The organism is Vreelandella sp. DA03-1M (assembly GCF_055725665.1).
Window position 1 is genome coordinate 3,669,552 of sequence record NZ_CM146798.1, and the last position, 15,254, is coordinate 3,684,805.

The window sequence follows — 15,254 nt, forward strand, 5'->3', positions numbered from 1 at the left end:
GATCATCTCCTCAGTAAAGTGCTTTGTCGTTATCACGAATAAACTGCTCATTTAGGCGACCGCGCATGACCCAATAACTCCAGGCGGTATAGAGCAATATCAACGGCACGAAGATACACACCACCACAAACATGATCTTGAGCGTCAGCTCACTCGCCGTGGCATCCCACATGGTGAGGCTATGATTAGGGTTGAGTGTCGACGGCATCACGAAAGGGAACATCGTCACGCCAGTGGTGACCACCACCATGGCCATAGCAATGGCCGAACTGGTAAATGCCAGCGCATGCCGCCCCAGTTTCATGGTCAACGAGCAGAGCACAAAACCCAATACGCCTACTATCGGCAGTAGCCATAACAGCGGGAAGCGGCTGTAGTTGGTCATCCAACCGCCAACACTGACCGTGACGATTTTGCCAGTGGTATCGTTGTAGCCCTGGGTGTCGATCACGCTGGCCACCTGGTAGCCATCAACGCCCCATAGCAGCCAGACCCCACCCAGCACGAACAGTGCCGCGCACACCAATGCGGTGAGGCTGCCGATGGCCGCACTCCGCCTGCGTAGCTCACCCTCGGTTTTGAGCTGCAGCCAGGCCGCGCCGTGGGTGACAAACATCAGCAGGCTCAACAGCCCGGCCAACAGCGCAAACGGATTCAATAGCCCCAGTAAGCCGCCCTGATACTCCAAACGCAGATAGTCATCGAACTGGAAGGGAACGCCCTGGAGAAGATTGCCAAAGGCGACACCAAAGATCAGCGCAGGAACGGCGGAGCCGATCGTCAGCCCCCAGTCCCAGCGACTGCGCCAGGTGGGGTTGTCCAACTTGGAGCGGTAATCAAACGCTAAGGGGCGCAGGAAAAGCGCGAACAGCGTCAACATCAAAGCGAAATAGAAGCCGTTGAAAGCGGTTGCGCAAACCGGCGGCCAGGCAGCGAACAGTGCGCCCCCGGCGGTCACCAGCCAGACCTGGTTGCCGTCCCAGTGAGGCGCCATGGAGTTGATCATCACCCGACGTTCAAGATCGTTGCGGCCAACGACCTTAAGCAAGGTGGCAACGCCCATATCAAATCCATCGGTGACCGCGAAGCCGATCAACAGCACACCGATCAGCACCCACCAGACAAACCTAAGTGTTTCGTAGTCCATCATCATGCCTCCCGTGGCGGGGTGGAAATTAGGTAGCCGGAATCGGCTTCATCATCCAGGTAACCGCTACCGGAAGGCCCCTTGCGGGCAAAGTGCTGCATCAACCACATTTCGATGATGACGAAGGTGGTGTAAAGGATGCCAATGGCAATCAGGGTAGTGAGCACCTGCTCAGCAGTCAGACTGGAAATAGCCAGGTGCACCGGGAGGATCTCGCCGATGGCCCACGGCTGACGGCCGTACTCAGCCACGAACCAGCCCGCTTCACAGGCGATCCAGGGCAGCGGCAGGCTGAATAGCGCAAAGCGCAGTAACCAAGGGGACGTCTCAGGCTGACGGCGCAGGCTATGCCAGAGGGCCAGGGCAAACAGCAGCAGCATGCTAAAGCCAGCGGCTACCATGGCCCGAAAAGACCAGAACAGCGGCCAAACCTTGGGAATCGACGCCTCTACGGCCTGGTTAATCTCGGCGGCCGTCGCATTGGCCACATCGTCGCTATAGGCGCTAAGCAGCAGCCCATAGCCGAGATCGCTGCGCACCTGCTCGAACCGGGCCTGATCCCCTTCGCGCTCTTCACCGCTGCGCAGGCGCTGCATAAGGGCATAGGCTTCCTGGCCGTTGACGATGCGTTCGCGGTGCTCCGCCTTAAGCTCGCGGATCCCCATCACTTCGGTATCCAGCGAGCGCGTAGCGATCAAGCCCATCACGCCAGGTATCTTGATGGCTAGGTCGGTGCGCTGTTCAGCCTCATTGGGCAGCCCAAACAGGGTAAAGGCGGCCGGAGCGGGATGGGTTTGCCATTCGGCCTCGATGGCGGCCAGTTTGACCTTTTGGACGTCTCCCAGCTCATAACCAGACTCGTCGCCCAGAACAATCACCGACAGTACACTAGCCAAGCCAAAGGCAGACGCAATCGTGAAGCTGCGCCGGGCAAAGGCGATCTCGCGACCCTTGAGCAGGTACCAGCTTGAAATCGCCAGCACGAAAACCGCGCCGGTGACGTAGCCCGCCGACACGGTATGCACGAATTTGACTTGGGCAACGGGGTTGAGCAGCACTTCAGCAAAGCTGGTCAACTCCATACGCATGGTGGCAAGGTTGAGCTCTGACCCCACGGGATGCTGCATCCAGCCATTGGCCACCAGAATCCACAGGGCCGACATATTGGTCGCCAACGCCATCAACCAGGTAACCGCCAGATGTTTCTCTTTTGACAGACGATCCCAGCCGAAAAAGAACAGCCCGACCAGGGTCGACTCAAGGAAGAACGCCATCAAGGCTTCTATCGCCAGCGGCGCGCCGAAGATATCGCCGACATAATGAGAGTAGTACGACCAGTTGGTGCCGAACTGAAACTCCATAGCGATGCCGGTGGTTACCCCCAACGCAAAGTTAATACCGAACAGCTTGCCCCAGAACTTGGTCATCTGACGATAGATGGTCTTACCGGTCATCACATAGACCGTCTCCATAATCGCCAGCAGTATCGATAGCCCTAGCGTTAAAGGTACAAACAGGAAATGCACCATCGCCGTAAAGGCGAACTGCAACCTGGATAATTCAACAATGTCCATGAGTGACTCCCGATGGATAGCGTAAACACACCCTTCGCCCCACCGGGAAGCCACTGACTGGCGCTCACCCAGGCAAAGGCGATGGGTATAAGGTTATGCCTCCACCCGAGCCAAAATTTTGATCCTGGTCAATTCCTTATCTATGCATGGTGCGGTTGCGACAAAATGCCCTTATCACCTGGCTAGTGCGCCTCATCCCAGTTCGCGCCGCTTTCCGCTTCGACAATCAGCGGCACTTTCAACTCCGCCGCGCCCTGCATGCGTTTTTGCACTTGCTCGATAAACGCTTCGACCTGCTTCTCGGCCACTTCAAACACCAGCTCATCGTGCACCTGCATCACCATCAGCGCATCGAACTCGCCTTCCGCTAACCACGCATCCACGTCGATCATCGCCTGCTTGATGATATCGGCGGCCGTGCCCTGCATCGGCGCGTTAATCGCGGTGCGCTCTGCGCCTTGGCGACGGTTACGGTTCTGCGAATGGATTTCCGGCAGGTAGAGCCGCCGACCCAGCACGGTTTCGACAAAGCCATCTTCACCTGCCTGGGAGCGAATACGCTCCATATAACGGGCCACGCCGGGATAGCGGTCAAAGTAGCGATCAATATAGGTTTGTGCCTGATTGCGCTCGATATGCAGCTGGCGCGACAGCCCCCAGGCACTCATGCCGTAGATCAAGCCGAAGTTGATCGCTTTGGCACTACGTCGCTGGTCGCCAGAGACCTTATCAAGGGAGGTGCCAAACACTTCTGCCGCCGTGGCGGTGTGGATATCGCGTCCTTCGGCAAAGGCTTCCAGCAGCCCTTTATCTTCGGAAAGGTGCGCCATAATACGCAGCTCAATCTGCGAGTAGTCAGCGGCGACAATGCGGTAGCCGGGGCGGGCGATAAACGCCTGACGAATCTTGCGCCCCTCTTCGGTACGAATAGGAATATTTTGTAAGTTCGGGTCCGACGACGACAGCCGCCCGGTGGCGGTGACCGCCTGGTGGTAGCTGGTGTGCACCCGGCCAGTGGCTTTATTGAGCAGCCTAGGCAACTTATCGGTATAGGTGGACTTAAGCTTGGCCAGCCCCCGGTGCTGCATAATCACCTTGGGCAGTGGGTAATCCAGCGCCAGCTCTTCCAGCACACCTTCCGCGGTAGAGGGCGCACCTTTGGGCGTTTTCTTAAGCACTGGGATCTTCTGCTCTTCAAACAGAATCTGGCCTAGTTGCTTGGGTGAGCCCAAATTAAATTCCCGCCCGGCCAGTTCAAACGCTTCGCGCTCTAGCTCGCCAATACGCTTTTCTAACTGCTGGCTCTGCTTGTGCAGTAGATCCGCATCCACCGCCACCCCATTACGCTCAATGCGCGAGAGCACTTTGATCAGCGGCAGTTCGATATTATCCAGCACTTCGGCCAAGCGCCCCTCGTTTTCGACCTGTGGGCGTAGCGTTTGCTGCAGCCGTAGGGTGATATCGACATCTTCGCAGGCGTAAGGCGCCGCCTGTTCCAGGGCAATCTGGTTAAAGGTCAGCTGCTTGGCGCCCTTACCGGCAATCTCTTCAAAGGAGATGGTCTTTTCGCCCAAATACTTCAGCGCCAGCGAGTCCATATCGTGGCGGGTGGCCGTGGAGTTGAGCACGTACGACGCCAACATGGTGTCGGCAAACGGGCCCGCCACTGAGATGGCGTAGTTGGCCAGCACCGAAATATCGTATTTGAGGTTCTGGCCAATCTTGGTTTTGGTCGGGTCTTCCAGCAGCGGCTTTAGCGCCGCCAGCACCGTTTTGCGGTCAAGTTGCTGGGGGGCATCCAGATAGTCGTGGGCCAGCGGAATATAGGCCGCCTCCCCCGCTTCCAGCGACAAGCCGACGCCGACGATTTCTGCATCCATATAGTTGAGGCTGGTGGTTTCCAAATCAAAACAGAAGCGCTCGGCGTTTTGTAGCCTATCCAGCCAGCGCTCAAAGTCTGCCTGTTCGAGGATGACATGATCTTCACGGGCGGCGCTCCCATTGGCAGGAGCCTCCGTGCCCTCGGGCTCGCTATCGTCAGCGCTGGCAGGGACAGGTTCGCCGCCTTTCACATCATCTACGCCTTCATCTTTGCCTTCCAGCAGCTCACCTAGCCACTGCCGGAACTCCATCTCTTTATACAGCGTGACCAGCGCTTCGCGGTCGGGATGAGCGATATCCAGGTCATCCAGGCCCACCGGCAAATCGCAATCGACCTTGATGGTCGCTAACTGATACGAAAGGAAGGCCTGATCGCGATGCTCTTCAAGTTTCTTGGGCAGCGTTTTTGCGCCCCGAAAAGTAAGCGTTTTGACCCGTTCTAAATCGCTATAAATGGTCTCCAGGCCGCCGCCCATGCCTTGCAGTAGACCAATCGCAGTCTTTTCACCCACGCCGGGCACGCCAGGAATGTTATCGACCTTGTCGCCCATCAGGGCGAGAAAATCGATAATCAGCGCAGGGGGCAGGCCGAACTTATCCTCCACGCCCCCCTCGTCCAGGGTTTCATCCTTCATGGTGTTGACCAGCGTGATATGGGCATTGACCAGTTGCGCCATATCCTTGTCGCCGGTGGAAATGACCGCATCGCGCCCTGCTTGGGTGGCGTGGTGGGCCAGGGTGCCAATCACATCATCCGCCTCCACCCCTTCAATGCACAGCAGCGGCAGGCCCAGCGCTTTCACACAGGCGTGCAGCGGCGCAATTTGGCTGCGCAGGTCATCGGGCATGGGGGGGCGGTGGGCTTTGTAGTCGCTGTACATCTCATCGCGGAAGGTTTTGCCCGGCGCGTCGAAAACCACCGCCATGGGGCTTTCGGGGTAATCCTTAATCAGCCGCTTGAGCATATTCAACACGCCCTTCACCGCGCCTGTCGGCTGACCACTGGAGGTCGTTAGCGGCGGTAGCGCATGAAAGGCACGGTAAAGATAGGAGGAGCCATCGACGAGGACGATCGGAGCGCGAGCCATAACCAAGTTCCTAAAGAGAGTCATAAAAAAATAAGTGCTAAAAAGAGTTACTCACATGATACCCGCTGCGCAGGCGGCCTGCAGAGTCAAACTCTATTCTGTTATCACAACAACGCTGCCAACTCAGCGACCAAGCCGCTACAATAATGGGCTTAGCAACCTGGGCGAGACTCTCATGGCTGTATTTACCCCGCTTAGCGACGCACAGGTCGCCGCGTTTTTAGAAAAATTTGATGTTGGCAGTTTCGTTTCCCTACAGGGGGTGGCGAGCGGCACCGAAAACTCGACGTTTTTTGTCACCACTGACCGCCGCGAGCTGGTGTTAACCCTGTTCGAACAGGGCGAGCATGAAGAGCTGCCGTTCTTTGTCGAACTGCTCGACTATTTAGACGAGCACCGCCTGCCGGTGCCCGGCACGATTCATGACCGCGAAGGCGTTGCCCTGCATAGCCTGGAAGGTAAACCGGCGCTGCTGTTTCCACGCCTGCCCGGCCGTCATCCGGAAGCGCCCAACTTGGCTCAGTGCCACGCCCTGGGCGATACCCTGGGCCGCCTGCACGTGGTTTCAAAACGCTTTCCCGGCCACCGTCCGAATCCGCGGGATATCAACTGGCTGCATGTGATGCACCACAAGGTGCTGAGCTATCTAAGCCCAGCAGATCAAACCTTGATGAAGGATGAAGTCGACGATTTTGAGGGCGCCTTTATTCAGCACAATGAGCTGCCGCAAGGCGCTCTGCACGGCGACCTTTTCCGCGACAATACCCTCTTTGAGGGTGATCAGTTGGGCGGTATTATCGACTTTTATAACGGTTGCACCGGCGATCTGCTGTTCGACCTGGCGATTGTAATCAACGACTGGGCTTCCAACGACGACGGCACGCTTAACGCAGAGCGCTATGACACGCTATTGAGCGCCTATCTGGCACGCCGACCATTAACGGCGGATGAGCGCGAGCTATGGCCCACCATGCTGCGCATGACGGCGCTGCGTTATTGGTTATCACGTCTGCTGGTGGTTTACGTTGACCCGCCAGCGCATGATTTAACGCCCCACGACCCGGAGCGTTTCCGTACTATTTTAACCGCGCGCATTGCCCACGGTGCGCTGCCGCTGCCTGAGGTAACTGCATGAGTGTGACGGCCACTACTAGCCCTGCGTTGCGTGCTCGGCGCACCTGGAATATCGATCAATGGGGCAGCGGCTACTTTGATGTCGATGACCACGGCCAAGCCCTTGTCCGCCCGCTGGGTAGCGATGCAGAAGGCCCGGCGCTTCCGCTGAGTGCGCTGGTGCGTCAACTACAAAGCGCCGGGCTACGCCTGCCGGTACTGGTGCGCTTTAGCGATATTCTCCATGACCGGGTCGAACAGCTGTGTGGCGCCTTTGATGCCGCCATGAGTGATTGCGACTATCAAGGTGGTTACACCGCCGTTTACCCCATCAAAGTGAATCAACAGCGCCGCGTAGTGGAAGAAATTCTGGCCACCGCCGAGCGCGGGAGTGGCCGCGTGGGGCTAGAAGCGGGCAGCAAGCCGGAGTTGCTGGCGGTGCTGGCGCTTTCCGATGGCGGCTCCTCGCTAATCGTTTGTAATGGCTACAAAGACCGCGAGTACGTGCGTCTGGCGCTGCTGGGGGAGAAGCTCGGCCATAAGGTTTATTTGGTGGTCGAGAAGCTCTCAGAGCTGCAGATGATCCTGGAAGAGGCCCGCGAACTCGACGTTACCCCGCGTATTGGCCTGCGCGCCCGCCTTGCCTCGGTGGGCAAAGGCAAATGGCAGAATACCGGCGGTGAAAAATCCAAGTTCGGGCTGACCGCCAGCCAGATTCTCGAGGTGGTCGACACCCTTCGTCGCGAGGACGCGCTGGAAAGCCTGCAACTGGTGCACTTCCACTTGGGCTCGCAGATCGCCAACATCCGCGATATCCAGCGTGGCCTGCGCGAGTGCGCCCGTTTCTATCAAAACCTGATGCAGCTGGGCGCGCCCATCGATACCGTGGACGTTGGCGGCGGCTTAGGAATCGATTACGAAGGCACCCGCTCGCGCAGCTTCTGCTCGGCCAACTACTCGATGCGCGAATACGCGCGCAATGTCGTCAGTGCCTTTGCCCAGCTATGCCAAGAGGCCGACCTGCCCCAGCCGCATCTGATCAGCGAGTCCGGCCGCGCGCTAACCGCCCACCACGCGGTGCTAATCACCAACGTAATTGGCGAAGAGCGTATTGATAACACGCCGCCTGAACGCTATTCGCTAGGAAAGGGCCAAGAAGAGAAACAGGAAGATGCCCAAGTAGAGCTTTTCTGGCGGGTGTTTGAGCAGTTGGCAACGCACCAAGAGCCACGCATGCTGGTGGAAGCCTGGCACGACCTGCTTCAGGCGGTCAGCGAACTGCAGGACCGTTTTGTCATGGGCCTGAGTGACATTACCGCCCGCGCGGAAGGCGAGCGTGTCTACATGGCTGCCTGCGCGAGGCTGCGTACCCAACTTGACACCCGTAACCGTGCCCACCGAGAGATCATGGACGAGCTAGCGGAGAAGCTGGCCGACAAGCTGTTCGTCAACTTCTCCCTGTTCCAATCGGTGCCTGACGTGTGGGGCATCGAGCAGATATTCCCGGTGCTGCCCCTTAGCGGGCTGGATCAAGCGCCAACGCGTCGAGCAGTGATTCAGGATATCACCTGCGACTCCGATGGCCGCATCGACAGCTATGTCGATGGCCAGGGCGTGGAGAGCACCCTGCCTCTGCCCGAGTGGGCATCTGATGACGAGCGTTGGTTAGGGTTCTTTCTGGTAGGTGCCTATCAGGAAATTCTTGGCGATTTACACAATTTGTTCGGCGATACCGACTCTGTCGATGCCGCGCTTAATGCCGATGGCGAGTGGACGCTCTCCAACCCGCTAGCGGGTGATTCAGTGGCGCAGGTGCTTGCCTACGTCAACTTCAATGCCAACGTGCTTAAGCAAAAGCTCACCGACCAGTTAGCCGCCAGCGGCTTTACGGCCGATGAACAAGCCCGCTTTGCGGCAAGCTTGAGCGAAGGGCTGGAAGGCTATACGTATCTTGAGTAACGCGGCTTGAGCCACTTGGCCCTAGCGAACGTTTTTGTCGGCTAAAACAAGAAACGCCACCCTGATTACGGGGTGGCGTTTTCTTTGATCGTCACAATTTACAATAACCTTGGTGATCGCGTACTCAACATATACCTCGAGGGTCTCGCAACTCGTTTAACTACTCGACTACGCTGGTTTCGATTTTCAAACCACCAGTCAAGGTTAAGCACAGTGACGAGCCGCGAACGAGTTTTCCAACGCCTGAAGGCGTACCGGTCAAAATGACATCACCCGGTTCAAGGGTAAAGTGGCGGCTCATTTCGGCCACCAAGGACGGGATAGCAAAAATCATATCAGCCCCCTCGCCGTGCTGGCGCTCTTCACCATCAATCTCAAGCGTGAAAGCCAGCGCATTCCAATTGGGCACCCGGCTTAATGGCAAAAACGACGAAAGCGGGCAGGCGCCATCAAAGGCTTTGGCGATTTCCCAAGGATGCCCCTTCTCTTTAAGCGTCGTCTGCACATCACGTAGGGTTAAATCCATGGCCAAGCCGATACCGACAATCGCCCTTTCGGCTTCATCCATAGTGGCATGGGTTAAGGTTTCGCCCACTAACAGAGCAAGCTCTGCTTCATAATGAACATCGCCCCGTGAAAATGGTGGATCCAAGGGCTTGCTTAGATCCACGACGCTGGTGGCCGGCTTAATAAACAGCAACGGCTCTGTAGGAACCGGATTATCCAACTCTTTCGCATGGTCGGCATAATTACGGCCGATGCAGACAACTTTGCCCAACGCGTGGGGAAACTCCTGGCCATCGGTGAACTGTAGAACAAAACGCATGGCGGGTATTCTCCTTCTCATTATGCGTGCCGCATTCGCAACGACAGGCGCAACAGTTTACCCCACCTAGACGAAGGTTCCACAACCTTCAGCCAGCAATTTGTTTCCCCACCATTCGTTAGCGATACTGCTGCGCCTGCTGGTCAAGGCTGTGAGCCAAGAAGTCAGGACGCTGCTTAGCTGCCGCATAGGGCGCTTCACAACGGTTATCGCGACGATTAAAAACAAAGAACACGTTGCTACGTGGGTCAGGCGAAAGATTGGCATTCGACGCATGTAGCGTATTGCAATCGAACAGCAGCAAGCCGCCCGCTTTACCCTTCGGCGCTTCAATACCGTGTTCAGCCACTAGCTCGGTTAGCGCTTCCGGGCTTGGTACGCCCACTTCCTGCGCTTTCAGCGAGCTTTTGTGGTTATCCTCTGGCGTTTCCCCCAGGCACGGCACAAACTTGTTGTGTGAACCGGGAATCAGCATTAACGGCCCGTTGAACTCGTGGTTGTCGGTCAAGATTAGCGAAGCACTCACTGCATGCATCGCCGGCATGCCATCTTCCGCGTGCCAGGTTTCAAAATCGGAGTGCCAGTTAAAGCCCTTACCGGCAAACCCCGGCTTATAATTGATCCGCGACTGATGCACATAGGGGTCATCGCCAATAATTTGACGCGCAGCGCCCGCTACCCGCTCGTCGCTGGCCAGTTCACCTAAGCGTTCAGAGAGGAAATGCACCGCAAAGAGTGAGCGGATTTCCTGGCTTTCTGGCTCTGTCACGCTGAATTCTTTATTGCGGTACTCATCGTTACTCATCAGCGCCGTCATTTCTTGACGTAGCTCATCAAGCTCCGCGCCTTCAATGAGGTTGGGAATAAACAGAAACCCTTTGCGCTCGAACTCATCAAGCTGCGCTTGGCTTAAGGGGCCGGAAAGCTGACGACCTTTCACGACCGCTTCTTGACGCGGCAGCCAGCTGGTTGCAGAGATGGTTTCAGGCGTGGTGGCCAAGCGCGACGGGTAGGCATCCTGGACCTGTTTGCTTTGGACCTGTTTGCTTTCAGCCTGGGCGCGCTGAGCTTCTGTTGTGCGCTGAACACTAGGGGAATCCGCCATTTCGCTATATTGCTTATGGGCGTTTACCGCATTTAGCGGTGTGCTTTTGACTGTCATCTAATCCACTCCTTGTATGATTAGGTTTCAGATCGAATGATGTTGCAGGGCACAGCGTAGACAAACAAAATCAGCATGCAAGGGTTAATAACGTTTTTCATAACGTGTGTTACGTGAAAAAAATTGAAGCTTTTTTATCTGCGTTTATCTGTGCTAGTTAAACCTTCTACGAATGCCTAGAAGCGACTAATAACTTCTTATCTGCTCCATAAAAATCATCAAGATTATAAACTTCTTCATCAGCACCCCACTAAATACTAAAGAATACATTTCTTACATAAACGGGCTCAGCCACCATATTTGTAAAAACTAGCTCACAGCCAGCGCTTAAACGTTAGAAAAAATAAGTGGGCAAAAACCACCCAGATTAAAAAAGTGCTTCTTTAAAAAAACACCAACACCAATTCATAGTAGCCTTTAATCATATTAATACACTTATTCAAAAACAAGAAAATTCAAAAAAAGTGAAGATGCCCATAAATTATACTTTCATCGAACCCAGTGCACTCTGCCAATAACTCTGGCTCTAATAGTTTAACAGTATTACGACTTTTCCTAATTAGCTTTTTTTGTTCTAAAGCAGTCATGCACCTGCTAACGTGAACGCTTGTGATACCTAACAGCTCGCCTACCACCTCTTGAGTAATAGGAAAAGAAAACACATTTGAATCAATCAGCTTTTTGAAATTATATCTTGCATATATTTCAAGCAAAAAATGCGCAACGCGCTCTTCAGCCTTATGGTGAGTACAACTTCTAAGCCTTTCAATAGTAATATTGTCATTCACCATGATATAAGAAACGACAGCTCTTTTTATATCTGCATTTTCTTTAAATAAATCATGCACTTCGTTAACAGAAACTTTATCTAATTGACAGTTCTGCAACCCCAGTATTGTAATATCATGATTATCGAAAAAGCTTTCTCGCAAGCCAACAATATCGCCCGGCATGTAGACATTACATATATCTTCCCCATGACTTTTAAAAGTATGGCACAAGCTTACCCAGCCTTGTTTTACAATAAATATTTCTGCCCTTCCTTGACACAACGAGTATAACTTATAGTTTCTTTTCAACTCCATATTTTTGACATTTACACGCGACAAAATCTCTAAAGATTCAGACCCAACCTCTGCATAATGGCTGAGTATATTGCCAAGATTAATGTCCTTGGTTTGCAAGCCTGTCACGCTGGGTAACTGAGCATAATGGTCGCTCCCTTTAAAAACTTCACTGTGCATATCAATTGCATTGCTCATCTTCTCTACACTCCTTTGTAGTTAGACAAAACCTATTTCGCAAAGAAAAACCTTACAATCTACGTACATATAAAAAGTTAACCGAGAGGTAGAATAATAGTTAACACGTCGCGTTTCCACAAGCTCAGCCACCATTTTTAAAAGTCATTTCTTAACATACGTTAACTCTCATTGCATAAAAATTAGCAGGCTAAATAAAATATTAGCATAGGGTTATAACGTGTAAATATAAGTTATTATTGATATTTATTAAATATAAAAATAGCCGAGCCAGTTATAACATATGTTATTAATAATGAAAGAAATGATTTTGAAGCTCTATAATCCTTATGCACTTTTTTAAAGTTAATTAGTGCTTCATTACGTCATTATTTTATTGCTACTGTTAACTTTCAAGGACGTCACCATGCAAAGGAATATTTTCATAGTAGCCTTAGAAGATAAGCAAAAGCCATGCTTGAAACGTTGCGCCAGTCAAAAGAGCTGGAGATACACGGCCTGCTCACGGTCGATACAGCGGTTGAAGCAGAAAAGTTCTCTTTTAACGAAGTGCTGGAATCCGCAAGAGAAGAACTCGCTAGCTATCCAGGCACCGTAGACGCCATTATTGCACAATGGGACTTTCCTACCAGTGTTTTAGTCCCCATTCTATGCAAAGAGTATGGAATCCCCTTACCTTCTGTGACCAGTGTTTTAAAGTGCGAGCATAAACTCTGGAGCCGAATAAAGCAGCAAAAAGTTATTCCAGAAGTAGTGCCTCGCTTTTGCGGCGTTGACCCCTTTTCAGAAACGCCATTTGATCAAGTCACCTTAAACTATCCCTTCTGGATTAAGCCTGTAAAAGCTTTTTCCTCCCACCTTGGCTTTAAAATTGAGAATTTCGAGCAGTTTGAAGCAGCGATAGAAGAGATAAGAGAAAATATTAACCAGCTAGGCGATCCATTTAATGAGGCGCTGGAATACGCTGATAGCCCGGAAGAAATTAAGCAATTAGGTGGCAATGCTTGTATCACAGAGGAAATTATCAGTGGTGTACAAGGCGCCCCTGAAGGCACCATGTTTCAAGGTGAATTCAGGTCTTAAAAGCTAATTTTTGAACTAATAGCCAGGCTCACAAGCCGTTGCTTTCACACCTCGCCGCCCGAGTACATCCTTAAAGGGCGGCGTAGTTTTTAAGCCTATTCAGTGAGCGTTTCAAGATACGCCGTTATATCCCTGGCGTCCTGCTCCGTGACCTCCAGGTCTGGCATCGCAGTAAGAGGGTCCACTTGGGTGGGATCACGAAGCCAACGCACCCTATTATCGTTGTTATTGGAAAGCACCCCTGCGATGTAGCGGCGCTCTCCCATTCCCGCCAAAGGTGGACTAACATCGGCTTGTGGCCCAACTAACCCTGGAATCCGCTGGCAGGCAATACAGGCATAACCATACATCGCCAGGCGCCCTCGTTCGGCATTGGGAAACTTGACGCCTATCGCCAACCACCGCTTGTTACCGCGATTGACCCTTGGGCCAGCAGCATCCATGGTGATACAGCTCAGTAATGGCAACCAGTGCTGGGCCATAAAAGCGGCGGCGTCTCACCCGAGGGCGGCCAAGCTGCGGCATGCGTAGCCAGATACAGGCTGATCGGGAAAAATTTTCTGTAGTGTCTATCCTTACCAATGTGCTGCTATTTAGGAGGTGTAATGGGGGAGTTCGACAGTAGCCTTGCTTATCTGCTGCCTTGGGAATTCTCCCCTAGCTGGACTCTCGCCTGCCTCGCTAGCGCAGGTCTCTATTTCCGCGGCCTGCTTCATCGGCGGCGCTGTGGTCTGCATGAAGGATTCTGGCGCCCTTTCGCCTTTTTCTTGGGTATCGTGGCTATTTATACGGTGTCTCAGACACATTTCGATTATTTAGCGCAATACATGTTTTTCGTCCACCGCGGCCAGCATCTAGTGCTGCATCATTTAGCGCCATTTCTGATCGCCTTATCGGCCCCGCTGGCAATACTCACCGCAGGCATACCGCATCGGGTGAGAAATTTGCCAACGGTTACTTTCGCTGCGCAGATGCTCAGGCCTGGTTATCGACTTTTGCAGCAACCGGTAATCGCTCCACTGCTGTTCGTGGGCCTGATCTACTTCTGGTTAATTCCCCAGGTTCATTTCGACGCGATGCTGAGTCATCGTCTCTACCAGTTGATGAACTGGAGCATGCTGGTTGATGGGCTACTCTTCTGGTGGTTAATACTCGATTCCCGTTGGCCCGCAAATGGCGGGCTCAGCTATGGCGTACGCATTACCCTGTTGCTTGCCGTGGTGCCGCCCCAGATGTTGCTGGGCGCCTACCTCACCTTCAGCCATAACGTGCTGTTTGACGTGTATGCCGTTTGTGGTCGTGCTTGGCCACTGGCACCATTAACGGACCAGCGGCTCGGCGGCCTGATCACCTGGATCCCAGCGACCATGATGAGTGTGCTGGCGGTGTTGATCATTATCGGCCGTTTGCTCGGTAAACGTTCGTCCATGTATCGCTATGGATAACGCTATGTATAAAACAGGATGCAAGACCGCGCTGTTGTCAGGAATGCTATGGCTGGTCGGCTGTTCTGACCCAAGCTGGCAGACCAAGGATATCTCCGGGCTTATGCCACCATTGGATTTCGAGCTAATCAGTGAAGAAGCCCGCTCGGTCACTGAAGCCGACTATGCTGGTAATGTCACCCTGCTCTTCTTCGGATTTACTCATTGCCCGCATATTTGCCCCACCACCCTGGCAAATCTGGCAGCGATCTCGCAGGAATTGGGGGAAGAGGCCCAAAACGATTTGCGAATACTGTTTGTGTCTGTCGACCCTAACCGCGACGACCCCGCCAAGTTGCGAGAGTATACCGACGCATTCGGCCCTGAGTTCACCGGCTTGACCGGTGATGAAGAGGCTTTACAGGCCCTGACGCGCCGCTACCGCGTCACGTACGGTTATGGTGAGAAAGACGAGGCTGGCAATTATGATGTATCGCACTCCAACGCCGTCTTCGCTTTCGACCGTGATGGCGACGCTCAGTTGCTGATTCGCGAAGATGACCCTAAAGAGGCGGTGATGGCCGACCTGAGCCGCCTTCTAGCGCATTGAACGGCGTTGCAGCAGCCAGCCGGGCATTCCATCATTGAATCGGCTGGCAGAAAAAACCCCAGCATTATAGCTGGGGAATGGGCTTTGCTCTGATGGGAGAAAGAGCAAAAAAGCGATGTCTCAAA

The 15,254-nt window shown here is 53.7% G+C and carries 12 protein-coding genes; 5 read left to right on the top strand and 7 right to left on the bottom strand.

Annotated features, from left to right (window positions below; genetic code table 11):
• Nucleotides 1-10: 10 nt before the first annotated feature.
• The 3 genes from cydB to polA all read right to left on the bottom strand — a co-directional run bounded on the left by cydB (nucleotide 11) and on the right by polA (nucleotide 5,690).
• A complete protein-coding gene (cydB, locus tag ACXUPB_RS17140; RefSeq protein ID WP_472953600.1) occupies nucleotides 11-1,153 on the bottom strand; it encodes a cytochrome d ubiquinol oxidase subunit II in 1,143 nt (380 codons plus the stop codon).
• Nucleotides 1,150-2,721, bottom strand: a complete 1,572-nt coding sequence (locus tag ACXUPB_RS17145) for a cytochrome ubiquinol oxidase subunit I (protein WP_179916527.1) — start codon at nucleotides 2,719-2,721, stop codon at nucleotides 1,150-1,152. The genes cydB and ACXUPB_RS17145 overlap by 4 nt, the downstream gene beginning before the upstream one ends.
• 182 nt (nucleotides 2,722-2,903) lie before the next feature.
• On the bottom strand, nucleotides 2,904-5,690 hold the full coding sequence (gene polA, locus ACXUPB_RS17150; protein WP_472953602.1) for a DNA polymerase I: 2,787 nt from the start codon (nucleotides 5,688-5,690) through the stop codon (nucleotides 2,904-2,906).
• A gap of 175 nt (nucleotides 5,691-5,865) precedes the next feature.
• Here polA and ACXUPB_RS17155 point away from each other — a divergent pair, with 175 nt between their 5' ends.
• Both ACXUPB_RS17155 and speA read left to right on the top strand, forming a co-directional pair.
• Complete coding sequence (locus tag ACXUPB_RS17155; RefSeq protein ID WP_035562468.1) at nucleotides 5,866-6,825, top strand: homoserine kinase; 960 nt, start codon at nucleotides 5,866-5,868, stop codon at nucleotides 6,823-6,825.
• Nucleotides 6,822-8,762 carry a biosynthetic arginine decarboxylase gene (gene speA / locus ACXUPB_RS17160; protein WP_472953603.1) on the top strand — a complete coding sequence of 647 codons (1,941 nt, stop codon included), beginning with the start codon at nucleotides 6,822-6,824 and terminating at the stop codon, nucleotides 8,760-8,762. The genes ACXUPB_RS17155 and speA overlap by 4 nt, the downstream gene beginning before the upstream one ends.
• 160 nt (nucleotides 8,763-8,922) lie before the next feature.
• On the opposite strand, the gene ACXUPB_RS17165 is transcribed toward speA, so the two are convergent.
• From ACXUPB_RS17165 to ACXUPB_RS17175, 3 genes are all read right to left on the bottom strand, one after another.
• Nucleotides 8,923-9,588 (bottom strand): fumarylacetoacetate hydrolase family protein, encoded by a 666-nt coding sequence (locus ACXUPB_RS17165; RefSeq protein WP_472953605.1) that lies wholly within the window; start codon nucleotides 9,586-9,588, stop codon nucleotides 8,923-8,925.
• 118 nt (nucleotides 9,589-9,706) lie between these two features.
• Nucleotides 9,707-10,750, bottom strand: a complete 1,044-nt coding sequence (gene thpD / locus ACXUPB_RS17170) for an ectoine hydroxylase (protein ID WP_472953606.1) — start codon at nucleotides 10,748-10,750, stop codon at nucleotides 9,707-9,709.
• A 455-nt stretch (nucleotides 10,751-11,205) separates the two neighbouring features.
• Nucleotides 11,206-12,012 carry a Crp/Fnr family transcriptional regulator gene (locus ACXUPB_RS17175; RefSeq protein ID WP_472953608.1) on the bottom strand — a complete coding sequence of 269 codons (807 nt, stop codon included), beginning with the start codon at nucleotides 12,010-12,012 and terminating at the stop codon, nucleotides 11,206-11,208.
• A 453-nt stretch (nucleotides 12,013-12,465) separates the two neighbouring features.
• On the opposite strand from ACXUPB_RS17175, the gene ACXUPB_RS17180 reads away from it, so the two are divergent.
• A complete protein-coding gene (locus ACXUPB_RS17180) occupies nucleotides 12,466-13,095 on the top strand; it encodes an ATP-grasp domain-containing protein (RefSeq protein WP_472953610.1) in 630 nt (209 codons plus the stop codon).
• A 95-nt stretch (nucleotides 13,096-13,190) separates the two neighbouring features.
• Here ACXUPB_RS17180 and ACXUPB_RS17185 read toward each other — a convergent pair whose 3' ends face one another.
• Complete coding sequence (locus ACXUPB_RS17185; protein WP_472953611.1) at nucleotides 13,191-13,577, bottom strand: c-type cytochrome; 387 nt, start codon at nucleotides 13,575-13,577, stop codon at nucleotides 13,191-13,193.
• 123 nt (nucleotides 13,578-13,700) lie between these two features.
• Between ACXUPB_RS17185 and ACXUPB_RS17190 the strand changes: the two genes are divergently transcribed.
• Nucleotides 13,701-14,540, top strand: a complete 840-nt coding sequence (locus ACXUPB_RS17190; protein WP_472953612.1) for a cytochrome c oxidase assembly protein — start codon at nucleotides 13,701-13,703, stop codon at nucleotides 14,538-14,540.
• A 4-nt stretch (nucleotides 14,541-14,544) separates the two neighbouring features.
• Nucleotides 14,545-15,129 (top strand): SCO family protein, encoded by a 585-nt coding sequence (locus ACXUPB_RS17195; protein ID WP_472953614.1) that lies wholly within the window; start codon nucleotides 14,545-14,547, stop codon nucleotides 15,127-15,129.
• Nucleotides 15,130-15,254: the final 125 nt, after the last annotated feature.

Excerpts from the sequence above, each read along its gene's own strand:
- ACXUPB_RS17180 (WP_472953610.1), top strand. The coding sequence starts at position 12,466 with ATGCTTGAAACGTTGCGCCAGTCAAAAGAGCTGGAGATACACGGCCTG.
- ACXUPB_RS17165 (WP_472953605.1), bottom strand. The coding sequence starts at position 9,588 with ATGCGTTTTGTTCTACAGTTCACCGATGGCCAGGAGTTTCCCCACGCG.
- ACXUPB_RS17195 (WP_472953614.1), top strand. The coding sequence starts at position 14,545 with ATGTATAAAACAGGATGCAAGACCGCGCTGTTGTCAGGAATGCTATGG.
- ACXUPB_RS17175 (WP_472953608.1), bottom strand. The coding sequence starts at position 12,012 with ATGAGCAATGCAATTGATATGCACAGTGAAGTTTTTAAAGGGAGCGAC.
- speA (WP_472953603.1), top strand. The coding sequence starts at position 6,822 with ATGAGTGTGACGGCCACTACTAGCCCTGCGTTGCGTGCTCGGCGCACC.
- cydB (WP_472953600.1), bottom strand. The coding sequence starts at position 1,153 with ATGATGATGGACTACGAAACACTTAGGTTTGTCTGGTGGGTGCTGATC.
- thpD (WP_472953606.1), bottom strand. The coding sequence starts at position 10,750 with ATGACAGTCAAAAGCACACCGCTAAATGCGGTAAACGCCCATAAGCAA.
- polA (WP_472953602.1), bottom strand. The coding sequence starts at position 5,690 with ATGGCTCGCGCTCCGATCGTCCTCGTCGATGGCTCCTCCTATCTTTAC.
- ACXUPB_RS17145 (WP_179916527.1), bottom strand. The coding sequence starts at position 2,721 with ATGGACATTGTTGAATTATCCAGGTTGCAGTTCGCCTTTACGGCGATG.
- ACXUPB_RS17185 (WP_472953611.1), bottom strand. The coding sequence starts at position 13,577 with ATGGCCCAGCACTGGTTGCCATTACTGAGCTGTATCACCATGGATGCT.
- ACXUPB_RS17155 (WP_035562468.1), top strand. The coding sequence starts at position 5,866 with ATGGCTGTATTTACCCCGCTTAGCGACGCACAGGTCGCCGCGTTTTTA.
- ACXUPB_RS17190 (WP_472953612.1), top strand. The coding sequence starts at position 13,701 with ATGGGGGAGTTCGACAGTAGCCTTGCTTATCTGCTGCCTTGGGAATTC.